This window comes from Chryseobacterium indologenes, from assembly GCA_016025055.1.
In the GTDB taxonomy this organism is placed as follows: Bacteria; Bacteroidota; Bacteroidia; order Flavobacteriales; family Weeksellaceae; genus Chryseobacterium; species Chryseobacterium indologenes.
Map to the genome: position 1 here is coordinate 3,300,184 of CP065590.1, position 14,760 is coordinate 3,314,943.

Consider the following 14,760-nt stretch of genomic DNA (forward strand, 5'->3'; position numbering starts at 1 on the left):
AACAGTTGTTAAGATTTCATTATTTTTGCCTACTTTTAATAACTATGATGAAAATATTATTTCTAGCGGCCATATCTACGGCTCCATTCTATTATGCGCAGACATATGCGGTTTCTGCAATTCCTGAACATTTAAAGAAAAATGCGAATGTTGTCATCAGAAAAGAAGATCAAGTTATAGAAATTAATAAGATTGATGATATTCAGTATAAAAAAACATCTGTAATTACAGTTCTCAATAATGATGGAGTTTCATATTCTATTCCGAGAATAGGCTATAGCAAGGGAGGGAATATATCAGGGATAAAAGTTATAATTTATGATGAAAAGGGAGTGAAAGTTAAAACTTACTCAAAGAGTGATTTTGTTGATATTGCAGCCAATCCTCAAGGATCATTTTACTCTGACAATAGGATGCTTATTCTTCCTTACAATTATTCACAATTTCCTTATACGCTAGAATTCACTTATGAACTTAAGGATGAAACTACGGTTTTTATTCCAGATTTTATTCCTTTTTATACTTATAATATTTCATTACAAGAAAGTAAGTTAAATGTTATTAATAAATCAAACATTAATCTGCGGTCAAAAGTCTATGATTCTCAGTTCTCTTATGGCCAAGTAGAGGTAAAGACTGACAAGATTGCCTCATCATACTTTTTAAGGATATACCGGCTATCGATAATGGTAAAATGGTGCCTAGCCCTCAAACAATATTACCAAAGGTTAGTTTCTCTCTGGATCAGTTTAATCTTGTGGGTAAAAGGGGGAGTATCACTTCGTGGCAAGACTTTGGAAAATGGTATTACGAAAATCTGCTTTATCCTGTTTCTATTTCTACTCCGAATATTAAATCTGAAATTGCTTCATTAAATCTGACAGGAACAATAGAAGAGAAGGTAAAAAAAATATATCAATATATGCAGAGTAAAACCCGATATGTATTTGTTGCTCTCGGAATAGGTGGCTGGCAACCCATGCTGCCAGATGAAGTACAAAAAAAAGGATACGGGGATTGTAAAGGTTTAACTAACTATATGAAAATACTTCTTGATGAAGCTGGAATTCAGTCTAACTACTGTATTATTAATTCTGATTATTCTCCTGTAAGTTTTGATAAAGATTTTCCAAAAATGTCTGGAAATCATGTTATACTCATGATACCTACAGAAAAAGGAAATATCTGGCTGGAAAATACCTCTCAGGAGATAGCATTTAATCATTTAAGTTTCAGTACAACAGATAGAAATACTTTGGCCGTAAAATCGGATGGAATAGAAATTATACAAACTCCCAGTTATACTGCGGAGCAGAGTGGAGATAATCAGACTGTTGAAATCCAATTAACAGCAGGTAGCTCTGTTTCGGGGAAGGCTAGATTTTCATATCGGGGAAGCCAATATGATTATCATCTAATGTATGTTATGCTTTCTGAAAAGGAAAGAAAAGATCGATTGGTAAAAAAGTTATCAACTTTAGATTTTGAAAATCTAGATATAACGAAAATTACCAATGATAAGGATAAAGCGATGATAGATTTGGACATTGATTTTAAGGCCGCTAATTACACTAAGATGCTGGGAAATGATTATGTTTTTAGAGCCGTTCCTCTGTATGATGATATTTTCCATACCGATGAGAAAGATAGGGCATTACCTTTTGAAAATAAATTCTCTTTTCAGGATAACTATACTATAGATTATAAACTTCCTTCCGGTTATTATATAAAAGCTATTCCCGAAGATGTAACCCTTAATTCGGAATTTGGTATTTATAGTATTGCCTTTTCAAAAATAGCAGATAAACTTATTGTAAAAAGAACTCTTAAAATTATAAAAGGAATATACCCCAAAGACAAGTATAAAGATTATATAAATTTTAGAAAGAAAATACGTAATGCTGATAATGCTAAAGTTTTGATGTCCATTAGAGAAAATATTTAGAATGAATTATATATTTTAATTTAAGTATAACACTTATTATATTAATTAATAACCATAATAAAAAGCTATGAAATTTAAGAATGTAGCCTTAAATGTACTCCTTATTACATCTTCTAATTTGATGTGGTCACAAACCCATAAATTTCTTTCGTTTCCCATTTTCAATGAAACTGATGTAAAAAAAAACGAGCTCCTTAATTGAAAAGGATGCCCCTGCAGAAATATTATATAATATTGTAAGGTTTAATATCCTTCCAAACCAATCATTAGAAAAAGAATATTATTCTAAAATTAAAATTTATGATAAAAATAAAGCTGAAGAATGGCTAAATCTTGAAATTCCTATGCAAACTGGAGAAAGATTATTAGAATTCGAAGCTACAGTATATAATCTGGCAGGAGACAAGGTAGAAAAAGTTACTGTCGATAAAAAGATCAGTTAAAGGAAAATTTTATAAAGGGCCTTAAATTTTATAAAATTGCTTTTCCCAATATTCTAAATGGTTCTGTGATTGAATATAGATATAAAGTAGGAGATGCTAATTTTTTCAATCTTAGCCATGTGCTTGAACATAATATTCCGGTTGTATATCAGGAGTTTAATCTGGAATATCCTGAAACTTTGGCTTATACCTTTAACAACCCTGGAAATATGCTTGTTCCAAAATATAATATTTCAATTACGGAGAATAGGAGTAATCTTTTATATAATATTTACAGATTTGGTTATGAAAATGTAAAACCAGTTAAAAATGAATTATTTGTGAAAGATTTAAGCAGGCATAAAGCAAAATTAAAAGCTCAATTAGCTTATCTATTAACGCGATATCGATCCAGAGAATATACTTATGATAAATCTAAAGATTGGAACAATGTTGCAGAATTATTATCAGAAGATGATAAATTTGGAGGATTTTTAAAAAGTGATGTTAAAGGAATTTTACCCGAAGAAATTAAAAATTAGGTAATTATACGCTAGTTTACACTAACTTGTTAAAAATAAAAGAGGGCTAAAATTAATTAGTCCTCTTGTTCTATATGGTCACATGAAAAGAAATCATTAACATTGTCCTTAAAATTATAACAATCCTTATCTGCTATAAAATACATGTTGAAACAATCACTTCCTTCAAAATCTTCACAATGGCTCCTTACAAATCTTTGTACTTTCTCGTCAGCCTCATCTTCTGCTTCATACCATCTGTTAAAAAGTATTTCCCTACATTCCGCTTTTCCTCCCTCGTTATCACAAAAAAACACTAAGCTCTGGCATCGTTCAGTTAAAACTTGTTTTAAAATAGCAATGACAGTTTCTTTGACTCTTTCGTCAGGTGTAGGTTTTCCAGAAACACATTTTAAATCTACCTCATAAATATCTTTACATTCCGAGCAAAAATCAGCAAAATGATCTTCTTTTGGTTTTAGGTAAAGATAATAAACATCATGGTTATCTGTGAAAAATTCAAATACATAGTTACCTTTTTCTGTCCAATCGTACATTTGCTTTATTTTGAAAAACAGTATCTATCATTTTACCATTACCTTTATCTCTATTAGGTAATTTATCAACCAAATACACTACTTTTTTAGGGTATTTTATTCCATCTATTATAGTCCATTCAAGGACTTTTTTATCCTTATATTTCATATTTACAATTAAATACAAATATAGAACCATTCTTTTATATTACCAAAAACCTTGATTTTTAAATTAAGATTCTTTATCTTTCTTTTTAGGTTTAAAGTTTAAAACCTTTTTCATACTCAAATCGAATTCCACTAATTTAAGCACATGTTTGCCGTCAACTAAAGGAATATCGTCTATGTAAATTATTTCAGTTCCATCGAATGCAAAGTATTCATAATTTTTCTTTATATCTTCAACATAAAAATAATCTACACCATCTTTTGTAATGTATCTCACATTTTTTTCTTTAAGCACTTCACCTAATGACATAATTCTTTATACTTAGTTCGGACATTTGAATTTGACAACAAATATCTGAATTTTTCTTGGTCTGTGACCTTTCTCAGGTTAAATCTATACACAAATTCATCAACATATTTTTGAAGATGCTTTTTAGAAACGTGATTATACATTCCTGAAATACTTCTTTTCAATATGTTCCAACTTCCTTCTATGTTGTTTGTGTGTATATTATTGTCCTGCAAACTTACATACTCTTTTTTTTAGAATGGTCTATTACATTATGAGTATAATATTTATCTAAGCCTTTATAAGCCCACCATTCATCACTTATTAATATTGTTTTCTCAGGATTTACATATCTGCAAATCAAAGGTTGAATACTTTTTCTTTTTGTATCATCTACAACATATGCATTCATTTTACCATCTCTTTGCAACATTCCCATTACAGGAACTTTGTCTTTGAAACTTCTGCCTTGTGAGTGTGGAACCTTCTTGTCTTTGTGACGGTTCTTGTTCTTGCCTCCAATAAAAGTTTCGTCACATTCTACAATACCTTCAAGCTCATTATTATTCTCAATACCAAAACAGGCTCTAATTCTTTGTAACATGAACCATGCTGTTGCTTGTCTCACTCCAATATCCTTTCCTAATTGTATAGAACTAATCCCTTTTTTGTGGGAAGTAACAAGCCAAATAGCCATAAACCATTTGCGAAGACTAACTTTAGAGTTCTCAAACATTGTTCCTGTCTTAACATTAAAATACTTGCCTGTATTCTTACATTTATATTGATTATTCTTACACTTATATACTTTTGAAATTTCATCAAAAGGACTTACAGGAAGTTTGTTCCATTTCAACATTTCCAAATAATCAATGCAATCCTGTTCTGTTGAAAAGGTTTGAGTTAATTCAAATACTGATTTTATGTTGGTGTTAAACATATTTCCTAATTTGTATTCTTAATGATTGTATTAGCAGCATCATAAAGCCAACTAACATTACCTCTATAAAGGCTTTCCATATTATTAATAACAGTCTTGTTAAAAGATTCAATGATCCTGTTTTTACGATCATCAGATATATCTAAAGACTTTATTTGATAAAGAATATCATCTACAACAGATTGAGCATTTTTTTGATTGCTATTATATCTGTTTTGCAAAGTGGTTGCAGCGTTCCCCAAATTAGAAATATCTAATTGTTCAGGATCTTTATACTGATAAGGTTGCCTTGATTGTTGAGGGCTTTTTAAGCTATAATACTCCCATCTTCCAGAGTAACTATTGTATTTTTCATAACCTATGAGGTTTGATGAAGAATCGAAATAATCATATCTGTTATAATATGAGTTATACTTTTTAGTTACAGTTTGGGAAAAGCAAAAAGTTCCCATTAACATAAATAAGGAAAAGATAATTTTTTTCATAAGTGAATTTTCTAATCCACTCAAACCCAAAGTAGAAATATTTTTGGTTTAAAAAAGAAAGGCGTGGGTTTGTAGACTATAATCCTGTTCTGAGGTTCTGACAAAACCTGCCCCAATGATAAATAGCAACATATACCCACACCATATGGAGTGAGCATCAGTTACTTTAATCGTGTGGGGCAAAGTGTCGAAACTGTCAGATTTCAGAACCCAGATTAAAATAGCTTAACGCTTTCTGTTCGATAAATATTCCTACAAAAATACAAAAATTATACCTTTTTATTGTAAATTTAACCTCAAAAAATTACTAATTTATGAAAGGATTTATAGAAGTTTATGCCCTTGATACTGAAAGGTATTATATAAATGTTACTCAAATAAAATATTTCTATGTGCCAGTATTTCAAGAAAATGGAGAAAGAAACATCACTATTGTTCTGGGTGATGGAAGACAGATTCAATCAAGAATGTCAATAACAGATTTTCAAGATTTAATTAACAGATCTTTTGAGGATTGATGAGCTCTCAAGTATTTCATTAACTTTTTCTAAAATCTTTTTGTTTTCATATAGACTTCTTTCATTTAAGATTTCTAAAATTTTTCTTACTGCTTCTTGAAAATCAGTAAAAGATTCTTTTGTTTCCATTTTGTAAAATTTAAAATTGTTAATAAAAAAGACCTACTAATTTAATAGTTGGTCTTTGTTGTTTTGTTCAAAAAAAATCTACACAAAATTAAACTTGTGTAGAATGGCGTATAGTTACCAAAAATTATTATGAGGCTAATGAAAGGGCTAATAAGGTATTTAATTTTGTTAAAACAAATTATAAATGGAATAAACAAAGTAGTATCATACCAAGTCAAAATATTAAACAGTTATTAAAATCAAAAACAGGAAACAGTGCAGACCTCAATTTATTTCTTGTCATGTTACTTAGAAATTCAGGTATTGAAGCTAACCCTTTTCTAATTTCAACTGTGGATAACGGAATTTTTAATATTGCTTCGATTGATCTTAACAGTATGAATTATGCATTGGCGTCAGCTAAAATTAATGGTAAGATTAACCTTTATGACGCAACTTCATATAATGCAAAGGCAAATTTGATGCGTCAGAGGAACTGGAATGACTTTGGGATTTTATTTGAAAAGGACAAAGGGACTGAGATGACTTTTGTAAATAATAATATAAGTGAAAAAAAAATATTTTATTCAAGCAACATTAAACCCGGAAGATTTAGAGGTAACAGGTAATTTTGTTCAAGAAGAAAGTGGAATGTATGCTTTGGAAACATACGAAGATTTTGACTTTAATAATGATAAATATAATCAATCTTTTAATAATAAATTTGGTATAAATAGTGTGGACGTGGGCTCAAAATTATTGGACAATTCAAACTTTGAGACTAAGCTAAAATTTTCCAGCAGCAATCTTTTGGATAAAGTTGGAGAGAAGTTGATCATAAATCCCGTTTTATTTCTTAAAAATGATGTTGAAATTTTTAATCAGGTAGAAGCTAGAAAGTATCCTATTGATTTCATTTCCGGATTTGTTAAAGAGAAAAGAATCGAAATCAACATTCCTGAAAACTATAAAATAGCTGATTTTCCAAAGAATAAGAAAATTAAAACAGATGATAAAGAGATTGGTTATTCATATATTATAGAAGAAAAAAACGGAAAGGTTATTTTAACAACTAAGGTAGAAGTACAGCGTGCAACTTACCCTAAGGAGTTTTATCCGGCTTTTAAACAAATTTGGAAAATGATTTCAGATTGCGAAAACCAGGTAATCAGCTTAAGTAAGAAATAATTAGTGTATATTTTCTGAAATGAGTATCTTTAGAATAAGATTTTATAAAAACCGTTCATGTTTTGAATGGTTTTTGTATTTACCATTAAAATTGAAACTATGAGAAATACAGTTGCCGTTTTGGCTTTATCCTCATTCTTAGCATTTACTGCCTGTACAAAAAATGAAAAAGCAGGAACAGTTACGGAAACGGCTGAAAAACAAGCAGAAGACTTTGCCGTAGATTCTGTTAAAATAAATGACTCTACGAAGGTTGCCGATTCATTAACGCTTGCTTTTACTTCAAAGCTTTTGGTTTTTCCTTCAGTAAAAGATAAAAAACTCTTAGACAGTATTTATTTTCAGGATCCGAAAATTAAAGATTTTTCCAAAACAGGACTACAGACCTTTCTGGAAAATCAGAAAAATGAGTATTTCAATTCTATAAAAAAGGAGAATCAGGACTGGATTACTGAAGTGACCCGTGCTCAGAAGTGGTATTCAAATTCTTCCATGAATTTAAAATCCAATATCAACGGCTATATGCATATTCAGTATGAAACCAATGCCTATATTGGTGGCGCACATGATGAATATGGATATTCGGAGAGGGTTTTTGACCTTAAGAATAATAAAAAACTTGAATTAAAAGATATTACTTCCATGCCATCGGGCGCAATCGAAGCGATCCTAATGAAGAATATCAATACCATAAAAAGTGGAACAACGGATGAGAATGGCGAGGTAAAAAATTCTGAAATGCTGCTGGTTGATAAAATACCAGTCTCTGATAATTTCTATTTTGATGACAAAAACCTGTATTTCCATTACAGTCCGTACGAAATTGCGGCTTTTGCTGCCGGAGATATTACAATTCCTGTTTCGTGGGAAGAACTCAAAGGAACCTTAAATGCCGAATTTAAAGAAAGAATGAAAATTAAGTAAATAAATGCTTCCGGTTCAGGAAGCATTTTTTAATTTTGCGGTAATGGAAAAAGTAGCTTTTATCATCAATCCTTTTTCGGCTAAGAAAAATTATCAGCCGTTTCTCAGCGAACTGAAAAAAAAAGTTGATAACCCGTCATATTATATCTCCGAATCTATTGCCGGAACAGATGAGTTTATTCAGACATATTTTGATAAAGTGGATATTTTCGTAGCAATAGGTGGGGATGGTACCATTTCTACAGTAGCAAAAAATCTGATCAATACAGATAAAATTCTGGCCATTTTTCCGGCCGGTTCAGGAAACGGTTTTTCTAATGAAACCCGCTTTAATAAAAACCTCGATGAGTTGCTGGAAAAGATAAAAGCCAAAAAATCCAGAAAGATTGATACGTTCACAGTAAATGGCCGTTTGTCGATCAATGTATCGGGGACAGGATTTGATGGAAAAGTAGTTAAAGAATTTGAGAAAACCAGCCGCGGATTCAAAAATTACATTAAAGTTTCCCTGAAAACCTTCTTCAATTATAAACCGATCAAGGTGAAATTTTCTGATGAAGCATATAAGCAGTATAACGGTAAATACCTGATGCTGAATATCGCCAATACAAGACAGTTTGGAAATAATGCCTATATTGCTCCCAAGGCGAGTAAAAGTGATGGACTGGTGGATATGGTTTTGGTAAAAAAGTTTCCTCTTACTTATTCTGCTCTTTTTGCTTTCAGAATGTTTACCAAGAGACTGAAAGATGATGAATATGTGACCTATCTTCCCGTTTCCGAAATATCATTTAAAGTCAATACCAAAAATTGGCATCTTGATGGTGAGTTTAACAAGATTGAATCTCCTGTTCATGTGAAGGTACAGCCATCAAGCTTAAATATTTTGATTTAAAATCGCTGGTTGATCGATAACAGGCTGATTTCGTAATTCTTATAACAAATTCTCTGTTTGCAAACTGAAGTAACGATGGGCCAGCTTTAGTTTCTGCAGCCTGTCTACACTTCCATCTTTTTTCAACTTCCTGAGGATGATTTAAACAATAATGAAACTGTTCCTGGTCCAGTTGTTTTTCCCAATCGGCAACTACGACTGTGGCTACAGAGTTTCCGATAACATTCGTAAGCGCTCTGCATTCACTCATAAATTTATCAATTCCTAAGATCAGGGTCATTCCTGCAATCGGAATTTCCGGAACTACTGCTAATGTTGCTGCTAACGTAACAAATCCTGCTCCCGTAACTCCTGCAGCACCTTTGGAACTTAACATAGCAATCAATAACAGCATCAGTTGTTTGTCAAGAGAAAGATGAATATTTAATGCCTGAGCAATAAACAAAGAGGCCAGAGTCATATAAATATTGGTGCCGTCCAGATTGAACGAGTAGCCTGTGGGAACTACAAGACCTACTATAGCTTTCGAACATCCTGCTTTTTCCATTTTTTCCATAATTCCCGGAAGTGCAGATTCTGAAGAGCTCGTTCCCAATACCAAAAGAAGCTCCTCTTTAAGGTAAAATAAAAGCTTGAAAATATTGAATCCGTTATACCATGCTACCGCTCCCAGAACAAGAACGACAAAAAGAATGGAAGTAATGTAAAAAGTAGCTACCAGAAATATCAGATTCAGTACCGAATGAAGACCATATTTTCCTATCGTAAAAGCCATGGCTCCGAAAGCACCGATAGGAGCAAGTTTCATGAGCATATGAACAATTTTGAATACCGGAGCAGACAGATCCTGTAAAAAATGAGTGACATTCCCGCTCTTTTCCTTAGTTAAAACCAATGCAACACCCATTAAAATAGCAACCAAAAGAACCTGAAGTATGTTTTCACCTACCAAGGGGCTAAACAGTGTTTCAGGAATAATATTCATAATGAAGCCCGTCAGTGTTGATTCGTGGGCTTTTGCCTGATATTGGGAAACATCACCGGAAAGACTTGCCGGATCAATATTCAGACCGTGGCCGGGTTGCAGTACATTACCTACCACAAGGCCAATGATAAGAGCTAATGTTGAAAACGTGAAAAAATAAATCATCGCTTTTACAGCAATCCTTCCAACTTTTTTTAGGTCAGTCATATGAGCAATACCCAAAGTAAGGGTAATGAAAATAACCGGAGCAATGATCATTTTTACAAGTTTGATAAAACCATCTCCCAGTGGTTTCATTTTTTCTCCCAATTCAGGATAGAATTGTCCTAAAAGAATGCCCGAAACAATTGCGACGATCACCTGGAAATAAAGATGCTGATATATTTTTTTTGCTTTCAAAGTGAAATAATTTTACATTTCTGAAAGTGCGAAAGTATGAATTTTTTATAAAAACATGACGAATGTCATGAAAAAGTTTCGGCGGGGCTGAAAGCCCCGCCGAAATGTCATTATCAAATGTATTATTATAAATTTTGTAATTCCCTCCGATACGGGAAATGATTATTCAACCGCCACGGAGTCATCTCCACGACCATCTGCGACTGCATGGATATTCCCTTTGTCATCCAGAACAATCATCTCTGTTTTTCCAATATATTTTGTTTTTTCAATGACGTAATTTTTACTTTTCAGTTCGGTAATGGTACTTTCCGGAAAATTATTTTCTACCGTTATCGTTTCAGGAAGCCACTGATGGTGAAATTTCGGTGCATTCACTGAAATGTTGGCATTCAGTTTAAAATCTACAACATTCACAATAGACTGGTAAACTGAAGTGGGAATGGTTGTTCCTCCGGGAGTTCCTACCACCATAAAAGGTTTTCCGTTCTTAAGAATAATAGTTGGAGTCATAGATGAAAGCATTCTTTTATTAGGCTGAATGGCATTGGCTTCTCCACCAACGGCTCCAAACATATTGGGTACTCCCGGCTTGATAGAGAAATCATCCATTTCGTTATTTAAAAAGAAACCTGCGCCTGAAACCAAAACTTTGCTTCCATAATAACCATTAAGAGTTGTGGTCACAGAAGCCGCATTTCCATCCTTATCCAGTACAGAAATATGAGTGGTCTGCATAGATTCATTAGGCTGGGCTATGATTTTTCCCACTTCAGAGCTTGGAGTTGCTTTATCAAAACTGAAATTTTTCCATCTGCCTTTCAGGTATTCATCAGAGATCAAATAAGAAGTTTTATCCTGAATAAAATCAGGGTCACCCATATATTCTGCTCTGTCTGCAAAGGCTCTTCTTTCTGCTTCAGCCATAATCTGAACAGCCTTCGTGGAGTTCTGCTGATATTTTTCAAGATTTTCAAAACTCGCCATTCTCAGCATTTGGGCCAGAAGTACCCCGCCACTTGAAGGTAAAGGCATGGTGACAACATCATTTCCTTTATAGTCAAATTCAAGAGCTTTTCTCTCTGCGACTTTATAGTTTTTAAGGTCTTCCAGGGTAATGATTCCGTTGCCTCTTTTCATTTCTGCAACCAGCAGATCAGCTGTTTTTCCTTCGTAAAATCCTTTTGCTCCCAATTTTTGGATCAGCTTTAAGGTTTCGGCAAGGTCTTTTTGAATTAATAGATCTCCTGCTTTCCATGGAGCGTCTTTTACAAAAATAATAGAAGACCTATTATGTTTCTGAAATTTTTCTCTTTGGCTATTCAGCATTTCTGCCTCTTTATCTGTGATGGCAAATCCTTTTTCAGCAAGATCAATGGCAGGCTGAATAATCTTTTCCATAGGTAGCTTGCAGTGCTTTAAAGTAGCAAAAAAACCGGCAACACTTCCCGGAATTCCTACCGCCAGTCTTCCGTTCTGAGAAAGATCGGTATCGGCTTTTCCTTTTTATCAATATACATATCCCGGGAAGCTTTTTTCGGAGCTGTTTCCCTGTAATCTAATGTAAATTTTTCCCCATTGTTTTTTACCCCTACTAAAAATCCGCCGCCTCCGATATTGCCTGCTTGCGGATAGACAACAGCCAGTGCATACTGTGTTGCGGTAATAGCATCATAGGCATTTCCTCCCATCCTTAAGATTGCGGCTCCCGCTTCACTGGCTAAGGGATGTGCAGAAACTACAACGCCCTTATTTTTTACCTGAACTTCCTTAATAGTATTGAAATTGGTCAACTGAGCCCAGCTCAGTTGACTTATCAACAGGATCGAAGCAATTAAGATCTTCTTCATATGATTGTTTTTCTTTATAACAAAATTACCGATTTTTATGTAAACCGTTGGTGTTGATTGTTCTTGTAACAAAATTTCTTTGTGTATCTATCAACAAAAACTAATCAAAAATTAAGAAGAGCTAATGCCATATAAATTTTAACATTTTTATTGAATTTTCTAAACGTATCTTTTCCTTTCGTTTAATGTAGTTTTTGCTGTACGGATAGATTCCTTTTACACTTTTATTTTTGCTACAGATCTCACTATTCTTTTAGGAGTAGGTAATTATCTTTCGCTTGCGTAATTAAAGTAAAGGTGCCAAGCCATAGCGAGAAAACCCGTCACATTTTAAATTTATAGAAATCCTGTTTAAAAGACTAAGTACCAAGGAACCTGACTATTTCATTGAGAAATCATTTTAAGTTATAATGAGATTGAACAAAGAGCTCTTAAAAACGGATTAATATCAATTCTTTTTTTGGAAATATAAGTAATGCTCCCAATATTCCTTATTCACCAATGTGCTCTCTATGCGAATTATCAGTTTGTATATTCCAGGAATATTTCCCAGTTTGGAATGAACGGAAGATTTCTCTTTGTACGGTTGAATCTGAGCTTTTAACCGGATCCGGTTTACCTCAATTTTGAAATATTTTCCTACAGAAAATCAATGGTGTGTTTTTTTAAATACACCTTTTTTATTATGGTTAACATGTTTTTTTTACTTTTGTACAATTCTAAAAAAATCTGAAAAATGGAATCCTATACGGAAAGAATACTGATTACAGGTGCCTTGGGACAAATCGGCACCGAATTGACGAACAGACTTGTTGAAATTCACGGAGCAGAAAATGTTGTTGCTTCAGGACTGGACAGATGGCAGGAAGGAATTACTTCTGCGGGGCATTATGAAAGAATGGATGTAACCAATACACAGTTAGTGAGACAGGTGATTAAAGACTATGATATCACTACAGTGTATCACTTAGCTTCCCTTTTATCCGGAACTTCTGAAAAGCAGCCAATTTTTGCATGGAAATTAAATCTTGAACCTCTGCTTCATTTTTGTGAAATGGCAAAGGAAGGACTCCTTAAAAAGATCTTCTGGCCAAGTTCTATCGCTGTATTTGGAAAAGGAATTCCTAAGCATGATGTAGGACAGGATGTCGTTCTGAATCCTACTACCGTATATGGGATCTCAAAAATGGCAGGTGAAAAGTGGTGCGAGTATTATTTCGACAAATATGGTGTGGATGTAAGAAGTATCAGATATCCCGGATTGATTTCATGGAAAACTCCTGCAGGTGGCGGAACAACCGATTACGCTGTTGAGATTTTCTACAAAGCAATAGAGGAGGGCAAATATACAAGCTTCATTTCTGAAAACACCGGAATGCCGATGTTGTATATGGACGATGCTATTAACGCAACCCTGAAGTTAATGGATGCTCCCAAAGAAAGTCTGACCGTTCGTTCGTCTTATAATTTAGGAGGAATGTCATTTACGCCGAAAGAATTGGCAGAAGAAATCAAGAAAGAAATTCCTGATTTCTCAATCGATTATCAGCCGGATTTCAGACAGGCAATTGCGGATTCGTGGCCGGCTTCAATTGATGATTCCGTAGCGAAAAAGACTGGGGACTGTCTTATGATTTTGGAATTTCAGAAATGTCGAAAGATATGATCAAAAATCTGAAAGTGAAATTAGCAAAGAATTAATAATGTAAAGTAAAGCTTTATTTAAACTTTTATTTAACATCTGATTTTTAGTATATTATAATTTTCATCTAAAATTTAATTTAAATGATTTTATTAACTTTCAACATTATAGAAATTGAGGCTGAGGTACAAAACAGCTTCAAAATAACCGATGAAGAAAGATTGAAAATCACTGAAGAGAATACAAAAGCCATTCTCAGAATTTTAGATATTCATGACATAAAAGCAAGTTTTTTTTGTGGAGGTTTCCCTTACCGGAAAACTGCAGAATCTTATAAAAGCAATTTCATCCAAAGGGCATGAAATTGCTTTTTATAATAAAGATTCAAATCTTGATGACATTGAAAATGCCAAGAAGAATATTCAGGACCTGCTCGAAAAACAAATTCGGGGAATCCGTCAGAAGGATGTAAAGATTCCTCAGGAACGTCTTAAGCTTCTGGAATTTAATTATGTTTCCAATATCGACAATGCTAATATTCTTTTTCCTTTTAAAAGACTGAAAAGAGATACTGAAATAACGGAAGAAGACGGATTGAGTATTGTTCCTGAAAGCATCTCACCATACAGTCAGTTGCCCTATAATGATTTTACCTTTCAGATCCTGCCGATGAAATATTACCAGAATATGATGCTGGAAACATTACAGAATGAAGAATTTGTACTGATCTATCTCAATACCTGGCAGTTTACGGATTTTAAAAAATACCGTTTTCATATTCCTTTTTACAGAACTTTGTTTTCAGGCAGAAAAATGGAGGACAAATTAGATGCCCTCCTGAGTTTTATTAATGGGAAAGAGCTTGCTGTTTCCCGTATGAAAGATTATATTTTTTAGATGTTGGGTAGCGGTTATTAGGTAGCAGCTATTAGGTAGCAGGTGTTA

Annotated in this window: 11 protein-coding genes and 6 pseudogenes; 9 read left to right on the plus strand and 8 right to left on the minus strand. The window is 33.2% G+C overall.

Annotation, left to right across the window (positions count from 1 at the left end; genetic code table 11):
• Nucleotides 1-44 precede the first annotated feature (44 nt).
• A pseudogene (locus H3Z85_15160) lies at nt 45-1,945 on the plus strand (DUF3857 domain-containing protein).
• A 454-nt stretch (nt 1,946-2,399) separates the two neighbouring features.
• The gene (locus tag H3Z85_15165) at nt 2,400-2,909 is read left to right on the plus strand and encodes a DUF3857 domain-containing protein (GenBank protein QPQ53910.1); all 510 of its coding nucleotides are present in this window, start codon (nt 2,400-2,402) and stop codon (nt 2,907-2,909) included.
• A 56-nt stretch (nt 2,910-2,965) separates the two neighbouring features.
• Here the strand turns inward: H3Z85_15165 and H3Z85_15170 are convergent, their stop codons facing one another.
• From H3Z85_15170 to H3Z85_15190, 5 genes and pseudogenes are all read right to left on the minus strand, one after another.
• On the minus strand, nt 2,966-3,445 hold the full coding sequence (locus H3Z85_15170) for a hypothetical protein (GenBank protein ID QPQ50747.1): 480 nt from the start codon (nt 3,443-3,445) through the stop codon (nt 2,966-2,968).
• Nucleotides 3,420-3,593, minus strand: a complete 174-nt coding sequence (locus tag H3Z85_15175) for a hypothetical protein (GenBank protein QPQ50748.1) — start codon at nt 3,591-3,593, stop codon at nt 3,420-3,422. Before H3Z85_15175 ends, H3Z85_15170 begins: the two co-directional genes overlap by 26 nt.
• 63 nt (nt 3,594-3,656) lie before the next feature.
• Nucleotides 3,657-3,902 (minus strand): hypothetical protein, encoded by a 246-nt coding sequence (locus tag H3Z85_15180; GenBank protein ID QPQ50749.1) that lies wholly within the window; start codon nt 3,900-3,902, stop codon nt 3,657-3,659.
• Nucleotides 3,893-4,821, minus strand: a pseudogene (locus H3Z85_15185) (IS1595 family transposase). The gene H3Z85_15180 and the pseudogene H3Z85_15185 overlap by 10 nt, the downstream one beginning before the upstream one ends.
• A gap of 5 nt (nt 4,822-4,826) precedes the next feature.
• On the minus strand, nt 4,827-5,306 hold the full coding sequence (locus H3Z85_15190) for a hypothetical protein (GenBank protein QPQ50750.1): 480 nt from the start codon (nt 5,304-5,306) through the stop codon (nt 4,827-4,829).
• A gap of 314 nt (nt 5,307-5,620) precedes the next feature.
• Here H3Z85_15190 and H3Z85_15195 point away from each other — a divergent pair, with 314 nt between their 5' ends.
• Nucleotides 5,621-5,824 carry a hypothetical protein gene (locus tag H3Z85_15195; protein ID QPQ50751.1) on the plus strand — a complete coding sequence of 68 codons (204 nt, stop codon included), beginning with the start codon at nt 5,621-5,623 and terminating at the stop codon, nt 5,822-5,824.
• On the opposite strand, the gene H3Z85_15200 is transcribed toward H3Z85_15195, so the two are convergent.
• Complete coding sequence (locus H3Z85_15200; protein QPQ50752.1) at nt 5,798-5,953, minus strand: hypothetical protein; 156 nt, start codon at nt 5,951-5,953, stop codon at nt 5,798-5,800. The two genes, H3Z85_15195 and H3Z85_15200, sit on opposite strands and share 27 nt — an antisense overlap.
• 110 nt (nt 5,954-6,063) lie before the next feature.
• Between H3Z85_15200 and H3Z85_15205 the strand changes: the two genes are divergently transcribed.
• The 4 genes from H3Z85_15205 to H3Z85_15220 all read left to right on the plus strand — a co-directional run bounded on the left by H3Z85_15205 (nt 6,064) and on the right by H3Z85_15220 (nt 8,939).
• The gene (locus H3Z85_15205; protein ID QPQ53911.1) at nt 6,064-6,561 is read left to right on the plus strand and encodes a transglutaminase domain-containing protein; all 498 of its coding nucleotides are present in this window, start codon (nt 6,064-6,066) and stop codon (nt 6,559-6,561) included.
• Nucleotides 6,500-7,120 carry a hypothetical protein gene (locus H3Z85_15210; protein QPQ50753.1) on the plus strand — a complete coding sequence of 207 codons (621 nt, stop codon included), beginning with the start codon at nt 6,500-6,502 and terminating at the stop codon, nt 7,118-7,120. Before H3Z85_15205 ends, H3Z85_15210 begins: the two co-directional genes overlap by 62 nt.
• Nucleotides 7,121-7,219: 99 nt before the next feature.
• Nucleotides 7,220-8,044 (plus strand): DUF3298 domain-containing protein, encoded by an 825-nt coding sequence (locus tag H3Z85_15215; GenBank protein ID QPQ50754.1) that lies wholly within the window; start codon nt 7,220-7,222, stop codon nt 8,042-8,044.
• Between the two features lie 43 nt (nt 8,045-8,087).
• The gene (locus tag H3Z85_15220; protein ID QPQ53912.1) at nt 8,088-8,939 is read left to right on the plus strand and encodes a YegS/Rv2252/BmrU family lipid kinase; all 852 of its coding nucleotides are present in this window, start codon (nt 8,088-8,090) and stop codon (nt 8,937-8,939) included.
• A 118-nt stretch (nt 8,940-9,057) separates the two neighbouring features.
• On the opposite strand, the pseudogene H3Z85_15225 reads toward H3Z85_15220, so the two are convergent.
• Together H3Z85_15225 and ggt are read right to left on the minus strand one after the other, a co-directional pair.
• A pseudogene (locus H3Z85_15225) lies at nt 9,058-10,323 on the minus strand (dicarboxylate/amino acid:cation symporter).
• 162 nt (nt 10,324-10,485) lie between these two features.
• Nucleotides 10,486-12,173 (minus strand): annotated as a pseudogene (ggt, locus tag H3Z85_15230) (gamma-glutamyltransferase).
• Between the two features lie 736 nt (nt 12,174-12,909).
• On the opposite strand from ggt, the pseudogene H3Z85_15235 reads away from it, so the two are divergent.
• Nucleotides 12,910-13,874: pseudogene (locus H3Z85_15235) on the plus strand (NAD-dependent epimerase/dehydratase family protein).
• Nucleotides 13,875-13,958: 84 nt separating this feature from the next.
• Nucleotides 13,959-14,712, plus strand: a pseudogene (locus H3Z85_15240) (polysaccharide deacetylase family protein).
• Nucleotides 14,713-14,760: the final 48 nt, after the last annotated feature.